Here is a 10,283-nt window from a genome sequence, read left to right on the forward strand (position 1 = left end):
GCCCACGATCACCGGCGCGACGGGGAAGTCGAACCGCCGCATCAACACCCCGCCCCACCCGATTGCCAGCATCAGCAACAGGTCGAAAGATGAGTGACGCATGCCATACACGCCGATGGTGGCGAACACCAGAATCCCGGCATTCAGATAAGGCCGGGGGATTTGCAGGAGTTTGACCCACAGCCCCACCAACGGCAGGTTCAGCACCAGCAGGATGACGTTGCCAATGTACAGCGAGGCCACCAGGGTCCAGACCAGTGCACCCGAGGTTTCAAACAGCAGCGGCCCCGGTTGCAGGTTGTAGTTCTGGAACGCCGCCAACAGGATGGCTGCCGTGGCGGAAGTCGGGATACCAAGGGTCAGCAACGGCACCAACGAACCGGTGGCGCTTGCGTTGTTCGCCGCTTCAGGGCCGGCCACGCCCTCGATGGCGCCCTCGCCTTTGTTGGCGGCAAATTCTTTCGGATACTTGCTGAGTTTGCGCTCGGTCGAATAGGACAGGAACGTCGGAATCTCCGCACCACCAGCCGGAATCGAACCGAAGGGAAAACCGATCAGTGTCCCTCGCAGCCAGGCCGGAACCGAGCGCTTCCAGTCGGCGCGCGTCATCCACAACGAGGACATGCGGTGTCGGCCGGAAGCCTCTGCTTTCTGATACAGCAGGCTGTACAACGCCTCGCCCACCGCAAACAGCCCGACCGCCACCAGCACAACTTCGATGCCATCCACCAGCTCCGGGACGCCCAAGGTGTAACGAGCGATACCCGAGGTCGAGTCCAGCCCGATCAAACCGATGGTCAAGCCAATCCCCAGGGATGCAAAGCCGCGCAACATCGACGCCCCGAGCACCGCAGACACCGTCGTGAACGACAGCACCAGAATCGCGAAATACTCCGCAGGCCCGAACTTCAGTGCCAGTTTCGCCACAATGGGCGCAAACAAGGTCAGCAGAACCGTGGCAATAGTGCCTGCCACAAAGGACCCGATGGCCGCCGTGGCCAAGGCCGGGCCCGCTCGGCCATTGCGGGCCATGAGGTTGCCTTCCAGGGCCGTGACCATGGAAGACGATTCCCCTGGGGTATTGAGCAAAATAGAGGTTGTGGAACCGCCGAACTGAGCGCCGTAGTAGATGCCGGCGAACATGATCAGCGCGCCGGTGGGATCGACCTTCGCGGTAATGGGCAGCAACAGCGCCACGGTCAGCGCCGGCCCGATGCCCGGCAAGACGCCGATGGCGGTGCCGAGCAGGCAACCAATGAACCCCCACATCAGATTGATCGGCGTCAGAGCCGAGGAAAACCCCATTGCCAGGCTTGCGAGAATATCCACCCTGTTGATCTCCTGCGGCCTGAATCAGATCCAGGCGTTGACAAGCGGCGGAAGGGAAACCCCCAGCCCGGCATTGAACAGCCAATAAATCGGGAGCGTCAGGGCAATGCCGATGGCGAGATCGCGCAGCGGATGACGACTGCCGAAACCCCTCGCCGAACAGGCAAACAACAACGCGGCCGACAGGACAAAGCCAATGAGATTGATAAGCACGGCAACGCCTAGCAGCCCCCCCGTCACCCAGGCCACCCCCGCTTTGCCGCCAGGCACCACTTTGGCGGATTCGTCATCGTGATCGGCCAGTTCGCGAAAACCGCCGGTGACGGCTTGAAAGCACAGAACCACCCCCACGCCCGCGAGGAATACCGCCACGGCGTAGGGATAGACGTACGCCCCCAGGATGACGAACCCCATCTCCTCGGGAAACAGAAAGGCGCCGTAGCCCAGCATGGCGCTAATGGCGAGCACACCGACGCCAATCGCCAGTTGCACCGGCACGATTGCACGCGATTGACTCATGGCTTGACCAGCCCCACTTCCACCAGCATTGCCCGCAGCCGCACGTGCTCCGCATCGACGAATTTGCCGAACTCGTCACCGGTGAGGATGTTGGGCGACCATTTGTTGGTTTCGATGTTGTCTTTCCAGACTTTGCTGTTGGCGGCCGCCACCACGGCGTCGGTGACTTCCTTGCGCTGCTCGGGCGTGAGGCCCGCGGCACCGTAAACACCACGCCAGTTGCCGATGATCACGTCATACCCGCTTTCTTTAAGCGTCGGGGCGTCGATGCCTGCAACGCGCTCCGGTGCGCCGATGGCGAGTACACGGAACTGATCGCTCCTGATGTATTGGCCAAGTTCGGCATAACCGCCGGTGATGACTTTGATCTGCCCGCCCAACGCCTGGGCAACCACTTCACCTCCGCCGGCGAAAGCGACGTAATTGACCTTGTTGACCGGGACGCCCATTTTCGCGGCCAGTTCAGCAATGCCGATGTGATCGATCGAGCCCTTGGAACCCCCGCCCCAGGCAATGCTGGTCGGTTTTTCCTTGAAGGCTTTCAGCAAGTCGTCCAGGGTTTTGAATTCGGATTCCTTGCGCACCGCAATTACGTTGTACTCAGTGAACAACCGGGCAATCGGCGTCACATCCTTCAAGGTAATCTGCGGGTTGTTCTGCTCAATGCCAGCAACCATGATCGCGCCCATCACAAGCAGCGCATCCGGATCGCCCTTGGTGCTGTTGGCAAACTGCGCCAGCCCCAGCGTGCCCCCCGCGCCGCCCTTGTTTTCGAAGGTGACGGATTTGGCCACATTGGCTTCAATCAAGGCTTTGCCCAGCACGCGTGCGGTCTGGTCATAACCGCCCCCCACCGAACCTGGGGCCATGAACTTGACGGTTTCCAGCGCAAAGGCAGGCGTTGTGAGCACAGCGGCAGTGACGACAACCGCGAGGCAAAGGGTGGATCGACGTAACGATGCGAACATGCGTTTTCTCCCGGGACTTTTGTTTTTATGGGGCGCCGGCTGAACGTCGGTCCGGGCATAAATCCGGATCGTTGAACAGCCATCTCGGGATAAGCGTAGGCCATGGTTGGAATGGCGGCATACAACAGTGAATCAGTTCATTTCAGGAAGACGCCTGCATGGACGCGCGGGGCGTTGCACGGACTCAAAGTGGTGGCCGTCGCGGTGGGAGCAGTTGCAGGGTTACGGGATGGCTTTTGAGCGTCGTTGACCGGGATTGACCCGCTGACACTGCCCCTTCCCTGACTCGCACAGTCAAGGAAAGGGCAATCACCCTCAGGTATTGGTTTTCAACTTGGTCCACAGACGCGTGCTCAACCGCGCAATCGCCGCAGGCAGTTCCTCGACAGTGAACAGCTTGTCCAGCACGCTCTTCGGCGGGTAGATCGCCAAGTCCTGCTTCACGGCCGGGGTCACATATTGATCCGCAGTGAGGTTGGGGTTGGCGTAGTGGATGCTGTTGCTGATGTTGGCAATGACTTGCGGCGTCAGCAGGTAGTTCATGTAGGCGTAGCCGTTTTTCTCGTGCGGCGCGCTTTTGGGCATGACCACCATGTCGAACCACAGGGTCGAGCCTTCGTCAGGAATCGAATAGGCGATGTCGATGCCGTTGTTGGCTTCCTTGGCGCTGGCGGCCGCCTGAACGATGTCGCCGTTGAAGCCGATCACCGCGCAGACATTGCCGTTCGCCAGGTCACTGATGTACTTGGACGCATGGAAGTACTGCACGTACGGCCTGATTTTCAGCAGCGCCTGCTCGGCTTTCTTGTAGTCCGCCGGTTCGTGGCTATGGGGCGGCAGGCCCAGGTAATTGAGGGTGATTGGCAGGATTTGCGTCGGGTTATCGATGATCGCCACGCCGCACTGGCTGAGTTTCTTGATGTTTTCTTCTTCAAAAAACAGCTTCCAGGAATGGGTGACATCGGTGTTGCCGAAGATCGCCTTGATCTTCTCGACGTTGTAACCGATCCCCGCCGTGCCCCACATGTACGGATAGCCGTACTGGTTGCCCGGGTCATTGACCTCGAGTTTTTTCATCAACGCCGGGTCAAGGTTTTTCCAGTTCGGCAGCTGGCCCCGGTCGAGTTTCTGAATGGCCCCGGCCTTGATCAGGCGCGACAGGAAATGGTTCGAAGGGCTGACCACGTCGTAGCCGGTGTTGCCAGTCATCAACTTCGATTCCAGCACTTCGTTGCTGTCGTGGATGTCGTAAGTCGCCTTGATCCCGGTTGCCTGGGTGAAGCTGGTCAGGGTGTCTTCGGCGATGTAGCCGTTCCAGTTGGAAATATTGACGACTTCGTCGGCGTACGTGGCGGCCGACAACGTGGTCAGTACAACCATCAGGGGAATTGTGTTCGCGCGCATGTTCAATCACCTTATTGATGAGCTTTTGTTGTTTTTTGATCGCCGGGGTTTCTAGATTTCTGTTCTGGCCCTGACCGCCTCCACGCGCATGCGAAGCATGGCACCGATATCGAGCAAGGGCTTTGGCGGCAGCCAGCCCGGTTGCGCCCTGCGCATGACCGATTCGAGGATCGGCGAGCTGGTGCCCGAGGCCATTTCGGCGAGCAATCGCCCCCACAGCGTGCCGCGCGCGACACCCGAACCATTGCAGCCGGCCACCGCAAACACGCCCTCTTCGACCTTGCCGAAATAGGGTTGCCCGGTGCGCGAGGCGCTCAAATGTCCGGTCCAGGTGTACTGGATGTCCTGCTCGCCCAAAAACGGAAAACGCCGTTGCAAGCCGAGTACATGGTGTTTGCGCCGATGCAGCAGTTCACTGTCGGTCAGGTCACGAGAGCGGTACTCCGCAGTGTTGCGGATCATCACGCGACGGTCCGGGGTCAGGCGCACCGTGGCGCCGAGCGGCCGGGTGGAGAGCACGCCCCACGGTTCGACGGCGCCGATGGACTGGAACTCTTCATCGCTGAGCGGACGGGTAAGGCTGGCGCTGAGTTCCATCGGGAAGGTTCCGCTGTCCTCTATGCCCGACCGGGGAATGAACGCATTCAGGCACACCAGGACTTGCGTCGCCTCGATGCTGCCAGCGATGCCATTGGCGCGAATTCGACCTTTGCCCAGACGCTCCAGGCCAGTGATGTCGGTGTTCTCGAACACGGTCACGTTGTCCGGCAGTGCATCCAGCAAGCCCTTCACGTATTTCGCCGGTTGCAGCAGCGCGTTGCCCTGACCGCACCAGATCGCGGCCTGGTAGTGCCGGGTGCCGAGTTTTTCGCTCAGCTGTTCACCTTGCAGAAACTCAGCAGAGGCACCGACGGCGCGTAGCGTGGCCAGTTTTCCCTCGACATCGGTCAACTTGCCTGGGTCGCTGACCGCGAAGAAGTAACCGCAATCCCTGAAGTCGCATTCGATACCGTGACGGGCGATGCGTTGGCGCACTTCGTCGCTGGCAGCCCGTGAAATCGCGGTGTCCACCTCATAACCGGCAAACCCGTGGTTGCCGATCAACTCGTCCCTGGTCGGGTGCTCGTGGCCTACGACAAAGCCTGAGTTGCGCGCCGAAGCGCCCTGCGCCGCGCGTTGTCGGTCGACGATCACGATTCGCGCCTGAGGGTGCAATTGCGCGAGCGAGTGCGCGGCACTCAGCCCGGTGATACCGGCACCGATAATCAGCCAGTCGGCTTTTACCGTGCCTTTGAGAGGACCGCGAGCGGCTGAACTTCCCGCCTGCGCAATCCAGCCACATTCATTGGTCATGCCTCACCTCATTGACTGTCATTCTGCGAGCGCATGCTGTAATCGCATGGACGTTTCCGGAAAACGCTCGTCAGAGCTAGAATCTATAAGGCCTGTAGTGATACAACCAACGTTATAAAATCATCGAGCTATTCATAAAACGCATGGATAAAATTCGCCACGTTCCTTCGCTCCAGGCCTTGCAGGCGCTGGTGGAAGTCTCCGACTCGGGCAGCTTCACCCAAGCGGCCGCCAGGCTGTGCCTGACCCAAAGTGCGGTGAGCCGAAAGATTCAGCTATTGGAAAGCCACTTCGGCGTGCCGATGTTTGCGAGGAACAGCCGCCATGTGCGACTGACGCCGGAAGGCGAACAGGTGTTGGCAACCGCACGAAATATCCTGGCGCAACTGAAAACCCTGGAGGACCGCCTCTCGCCACAGGAACGCCCCTTCCGCATTCGCATGCATGTGTCGCTGGCGGTTCGCTGGCTGCTGCCGAAGTTGAGCGAGTTTTATCGAAGTCATCCGCAGGTTTCGCTGTCGATCGAGACCGTGGCGACAGAAGTGGTGGAGCCGGCCATCGACAGTGATGCGTACATTCTCTATCTGCCCGAGCCGTCTGCTGATCCGGATAGCCTGACCTTGTTCAAGGAAGCGTTGGTGCCGGTGTGTGCGCCCGGGCTGGGCACCTCGACGCGGCCACTGGCGGCGGTGGAAGACCTGGTGAATTTCCCGTTGTTGCATCGTTCGGCGGACCGCAATGATTGGGCTCAGTGGTTGTCGGCCAATGGCGGTAAATCGCTGGATGATTACCGGCACATCCCCTTCAACCTCGATGAACTGGCGCTGGACGCGGCGGCGAGAGGATTGGGTGTGGCGATGACGGATATGACGCTGGCAGGCGAGTCGATAGAGCGAGGGGTACTGGTTATCCCGTTTGGCCGGCCGTTGGCAACACGCGGTATTTACGCGTTGAATCTGCAACCTTCAGCCGTTGCTCATCCGGCTTGCGCGATGGTTCTGCAATGGTTTGCGCAGCAGGCTGAAAGGGAAGCGCTTGAGCCTTAGGTGCATCCCACCGGCCCCATCGCCGGCAAGCCGGCTCCTACAAGGATTCGGTACAAACACCACGTACCTGTAGGAGCCGGCTTGCCGGCGATGGCGGCCGCAAGATCACCGCAAAACCCAATGGCCGTGCATTACAAACTTGTCATCGACTTGTCAGCGTAGCCAGCACCCTCGCTTCCTAAAGTGGCGTCGTCAGTCACCCACACCGGGTGACGCCTCCCACTGATGATGACAAGGGTCGATACCATGAAACCATTGAACAAACTCTGCCTGATCGCCGCCAGCCTGCTGATGCTCGGCACCGGCTCCGCCATGGCCGGCGACATCGCGCCGGTCAAGGCCGACAACGTCGTGCTGGTACACGGCTCCTGGGCCGATGGCTCGAGCTGGGCGGACGTGATTTCGCGGTTGCAGGCCGCCGGATTGCACGTCACCGCCGTTCAAAACCCGTTGACCTCGGTCGCCGATGACGTCGCCGCCACCCAGCGTGTACTCAACCAACAGGACGGCCCGACGGTGTTGGTCGGCCACTCCTACGCCGGCACCGTGGTCAGTGAAGCCGGGGTCAATCCAAAGGTCAGCTCGCTGGTATACGTCGCGGCCCGCGCCCCGGACGCCGGGGAAGATTTCGTCGCCCTGTCAGCCAAATACCCGACCATGCCCGTGCGTGCCGGCACCGAAGAACACGACGGTTTCGTCAGCCTGAAACAGGATGCCTTCCTCAAATATTTCGCCAGCGACGTGCCCCACGACAAGGCGATGCAACTGTTCGCCGTGCAGCAGCCGATTGCCAAAACCCTGTTCACTGATCGCACCACCGCAGCCGCCTGGCACAGCAAACCGTCGTGGTACGCAGTCTCCAGCCTCGACCAGACCATCAACCCGGACCTCGAACGCTTCCTCGCCAAACGCATGGGCGCGACCACCATCGAGCTGCCGTCGAGCCATTTGTCGCTGGTTTCCCATTCCAAAGAAATCGCCGACCTGATCCTCGAAGCCTCCGGTCGCCAGCCATAACGCCAGGCCCGGTTTCATTACAACTTTGTCATTGAACTGTTGGTCGGCTGTCCGGATCGCCTGGTTAACCTGAACTCACTGTCAGGCCATTCCCGGCAGCCAACCTGAATAGAGAGACACCTCATGAAAATGTTAATCCTCGGTTTCGCCGCCCTATTCGCCACCGGCTCGGCGTTTGCCGATACGCAGACCACTGCGCCGGTGATCCACGACAAGACCGGTTTTTTCGTGCACATGGACGTCGCCAAAGTCCTCGCCAGTACCGACATCTCGCAGCAATGCGGCGTGATCCCGGCGCGACTCGACTACCTCGACCACCAGGGTCGCGAGCACGTCCTCGATTACCAGGTCAACGGTACGGGCTGCACCAACGATCATTGATCCGGCTACACTGGCGCCAATTGGCTGAGGCACAAACCCCATGAATATCCTGGTAGTCGAAGACGAACCCAAGGCAGGCAATTACCTGCTCAACGGTCTGCAGGAGCTCGGTTACTCCGTCAGCCTGGCGCGGGACGGCATCGATGGCCTGCACCTGGCTCTGGAGCACGATTTCGATGTCATCGTTCTGGACGTGATGATGCCGAAAATGGCTGGCTGGGAGGTTCTGCGCCGCTTGCGCAAGGAAGCCGACACACCGGTGTTGTTTCTCACCGCGCGGGATGACATCGCCGACCGCATCAAGGGCCTGGAACTGGGCGCCGACGATTACCTGATCAAGCCTTTTTCCTTCGCCGAACTGGTGGCGCGCCTGCGCACCCTGACCCGCCGTGGTCCCACGCGCGAAGAAGAACAACTGCAGGTGGACGACCTGCAGATCGACGTGCTCAAGCGCCGCATCACCCGCGCAGGCGTGAAGATCACCCTGACCAACAAGGAATTCGCCCTGCTGCATTTGTTTGCCACGCATCAAGGCCAGGTCTTGTCGCGCTCGATGATCGCGTCACGGGTCTGGGACATGAATTTCGACAGTGACACTAACGTCGTCGACGTCGCCGTGCGTCGCTTGCGCCTGAAAATCGATGACCCGTTCCAGCTCAAGCTGATCCACAGCGTGCGCGGTATCGGCTACCGCTTCGACACCCAGGCATGAGTCGCCTCCGCCATTCCCTGACACTGCGCCTGGCGCTGGTGTTTGCCCTGCTCGCGTTTGTCTCGCTGACCCTGTTGGGCGTGGCGCTGTACCGCGACCTGGAGCGCGAGCTGATCCGCCGCGACGACGCGGCCCTGGTGAACCGCATCGATCAACTGCGCACCTTCCTCAACGACAGCAATACGCTGGAGCTGATCAGGACCAAACCGGCGCTGTTCCAGAACATGCTGGGCAATCGCGAAGCCCTGCTGACCATTGGCGCCCCCGGACAAAAGCCGCTGCTGGTGGTCAATCCCGGCAACCTCGCCTTGCCATCGCTGGCACCGGTGTCGATGGACCATCCGTTGAGCCTGGCCGATGTGCAGCACTATCCCGGCGTGGACGGCGTCCCTTTCGCGGCCGTCGCGGCGACCATCGAATCCGACGACATGGGCAGCTTGCAGGTGGTCACCGGACGCCTGATGACCGAGCGCACCGCCGTGCTCGCCCGCTACCGCCTCAACGTGTACCTGTTCGCCAGCGTGGCGGCGATTCTGCTGGCGCTGTCCGGCTATCTGCTGGTGCATCGCGGCCTGCTGCCCGTGCGACGCCTGGCCCGGCATGCCCACGGCATCGGCGTCGGCAACCTCACCGAGCGCCTCGATGGCCAGGGCGCGCCACGGGAGCTGCTGCCGATGATCGACGCGCTCAATGCAATGCTCGACCGTTTGGGCAAGGGCTTCGTGCAACTGGGTCAGGTCTCGACCGACATGGCCCATGAATTGCGCACGCCGATCAACAACCTGCTCGGCGAAACCCAGGTTGCGTTGCAGCAGAACCGTAGCGTCGAGGCCTATCAGCAACTGCTCGCCTCCAACGTCGAAGAGCTTGAGCGTCTGGCGCGGATGCTCGACAACATGCTGTTTCTGGCGCGTACCGACCCGGCCAGTGCCCTGAGCCAACGCCAGGAGCTGGATGCCGCTGACGAAATGGAACGTATGGCCGACTATTTTGAAGGGCTGGCGGCGGATGTCGGGATCAGCATCGATGCCCAGGGCAGCGGCGTGATCTGGGCTGAGCCGATGCTGCTGCGCCGTGCGTTGGCCAACTTGTGCGCCAATGCCATCAAATATGGCGCGGCGCATTCTGAGTTGGTCATTCGCGCCATACCTTCGGCTGAGGGTATCCGGGTGGTCGTGCGTAACTTTGGCCAGACCATCCCTGCCGAGCACCTGCCCCGGCTGTTCGAACGCTTTTACCGGGTTGACGAATCCCGCGAGCGTTCGGCTCATTCCAATGGCTTGGGGCTGTCGATCGTGGCGACGATCATGCAGTTGCATAACGGGGCTTACAGTGTCAGCAGCAGTGAGGGGGTGACGTGTTTTGAGTTGTTTTTTCCGGGGCGGCGGGTGGGTGAGTGAGGTTTGGTGTTGTCGCGGTTGGTGTGAATATCCGTTTTTTTGGTGATGGCGGCTGGCGGTTTCGCCCTTACGGCGAGTCACTTGGAAGAGCCCCAAGTAACCAAGGGCTCTTGCCCCTTTCGTTCGGTGGCTCGCTAATGCTCGCCATGCCCTC

The 10,283-nt window shown here is 60.7% G+C and carries 10 protein-coding genes; 5 read left to right on the forward strand and 5 right to left on the reverse strand.

Going from position 1 to position 10,283, the window contains the following annotated elements; all coding sequences use genetic code 11:
* From KGB27_RS29620 to KGB27_RS29640, 5 genes are all read right to left on the reverse strand, one after another.
* Positions 1 to 1,329: tripartite tricarboxylate transporter permease (locus KGB27_RS29620; RefSeq protein WP_223557273.1), on the reverse strand; the 1,329-nt coding region annotated here is incomplete at its 3' end.
* Between the two features lie 24 nt (positions 1,330 to 1,353).
* Positions 1,354 to 1,848, reverse strand: a complete 495-nt coding sequence (locus tag KGB27_RS29625; RefSeq protein ID WP_008032439.1) for a tripartite tricarboxylate transporter TctB family protein — start codon at positions 1,846 to 1,848, stop codon at positions 1,354 to 1,356.
* A complete protein-coding gene (locus KGB27_RS29630) occupies positions 1,845 to 2,816 on the reverse strand; it encodes a Bug family tripartite tricarboxylate transporter substrate binding protein (protein WP_008032440.1) in 972 nt (323 codons plus the stop codon). Before KGB27_RS29630 ends, KGB27_RS29625 begins: the two co-directional genes overlap by 4 nt.
* Before the next feature lie 315 nt (positions 2,817 to 3,131).
* Positions 3,132 to 4,220: a polyamine ABC transporter substrate-binding protein gene (locus KGB27_RS29635; RefSeq protein WP_223557274.1), complete on the reverse strand. Its 1,089-nt coding sequence runs from the start codon at positions 4,218 to 4,220 to the stop codon at positions 3,132 to 3,134.
* A gap of 51 nt (positions 4,221 to 4,271) precedes the next feature.
* Positions 4,272 to 5,573 carry an NAD(P)/FAD-dependent oxidoreductase gene (locus KGB27_RS29640; RefSeq protein ID WP_223557275.1) on the reverse strand — a complete coding sequence of 434 codons (1,302 nt, stop codon included), beginning with the start codon at positions 5,571 to 5,573 and terminating at the stop codon, positions 4,272 to 4,274.
* A gap of 143 nt (positions 5,574 to 5,716) precedes the next feature.
* On the opposite strand from KGB27_RS29640, the gene KGB27_RS29645 reads away from it, so the two are divergent.
* The 5 genes from KGB27_RS29645 to KGB27_RS29665 all read left to right on the forward strand — a co-directional run bounded on the left by KGB27_RS29645 (position 5,717) and on the right by KGB27_RS29665 (position 10,129).
* Complete coding sequence (locus KGB27_RS29645) at positions 5,717 to 6,619, forward strand: LysR family transcriptional regulator (protein WP_223557276.1); 903 nt, start codon at positions 5,717 to 5,719, stop codon at positions 6,617 to 6,619.
* Between the two features lie 246 nt (positions 6,620 to 6,865).
* Positions 6,866 to 7,636: an alpha/beta hydrolase gene (locus tag KGB27_RS29650; protein ID WP_008043703.1), complete on the forward strand. Its 771-nt coding sequence runs from the start codon at positions 6,866 to 6,868 to the stop codon at positions 7,634 to 7,636.
* A gap of 123 nt (positions 7,637 to 7,759) precedes the next feature.
* Positions 7,760 to 8,017: a DUF2790 domain-containing protein gene (locus KGB27_RS29655; protein ID WP_223557277.1), complete on the forward strand. Its 258-nt coding sequence runs from the start codon at positions 7,760 to 7,762 to the stop codon at positions 8,015 to 8,017.
* A gap of 40 nt (positions 8,018 to 8,057) precedes the next feature.
* Complete coding sequence (locus tag KGB27_RS29660; RefSeq protein ID WP_223557278.1) at positions 8,058 to 8,729, forward strand: heavy metal response regulator transcription factor; 672 nt, start codon at positions 8,058 to 8,060, stop codon at positions 8,727 to 8,729.
* Positions 8,726 to 10,129 (forward strand): heavy metal sensor histidine kinase, encoded by a 1,404-nt coding sequence (locus KGB27_RS29665; RefSeq protein WP_223557279.1) that lies wholly within the window; start codon positions 8,726 to 8,728, stop codon positions 10,127 to 10,129. The genes KGB27_RS29660 and KGB27_RS29665 overlap by 4 nt, the downstream gene beginning before the upstream one ends.
* Positions 10,130 to 10,283: the final 154 nt, after the last annotated feature.

It is taken from the genome of Pseudomonas sp. BF-R-01 (genome assembly GCF_019946615.1).
Lineage (GTDB): Bacteria > Pseudomonadota > Gammaproteobacteria > Pseudomonadales > Pseudomonadaceae > Aquipseudomonas > Aquipseudomonas migulae.

What these genes read in the sequence shown, in the direction of transcription:
- KGB27_RS29655 (WP_223557277.1), top strand. Translation starts at nt 7,760, where the DNA reads ATGAAAATGTTAATCCTCGGTTTCGCCGCCCTATTCGCCACCGGCTCG.
- KGB27_RS29625 (WP_008032439.1), bottom strand. Translation starts at nt 1,848, where the DNA reads ATGAGTCAATCGCGTGCAATCGTGCCGGTGCAACTGGCGATTGGCGTC.
- KGB27_RS29645 (WP_223557276.1), top strand. Translation starts at nt 5,717, where the DNA reads ATGGATAAAATTCGCCACGTTCCTTCGCTCCAGGCCTTGCAGGCGCTG.
- KGB27_RS29665 (WP_223557279.1), top strand. Translation starts at nt 8,726, where the DNA reads ATGAGTCGCCTCCGCCATTCCCTGACACTGCGCCTGGCGCTGGTGTTT.
- KGB27_RS29630 (WP_008032440.1), bottom strand. Translation starts at nt 2,816, where the DNA reads ATGTTCGCATCGTTACGTCGATCCACCCTTTGCCTCGCGGTTGTCGTC.
- KGB27_RS29635 (WP_223557274.1), bottom strand. Translation starts at nt 4,220, where the DNA reads ATGCGCGCGAACACAATTCCCCTGATGGTTGTACTGACCACGTTGTCG.
- KGB27_RS29640 (WP_223557275.1), bottom strand. Translation starts at nt 5,573, where the DNA reads ATGACCAATGAATGTGGCTGGATTGCGCAGGCGGGAAGTTCAGCCGCT.
- KGB27_RS29650 (WP_008043703.1), top strand. Translation starts at nt 6,866, where the DNA reads ATGAAACCATTGAACAAACTCTGCCTGATCGCCGCCAGCCTGCTGATG.
- KGB27_RS29660 (WP_223557278.1), top strand. Translation starts at nt 8,058, where the DNA reads ATGAATATCCTGGTAGTCGAAGACGAACCCAAGGCAGGCAATTACCTG.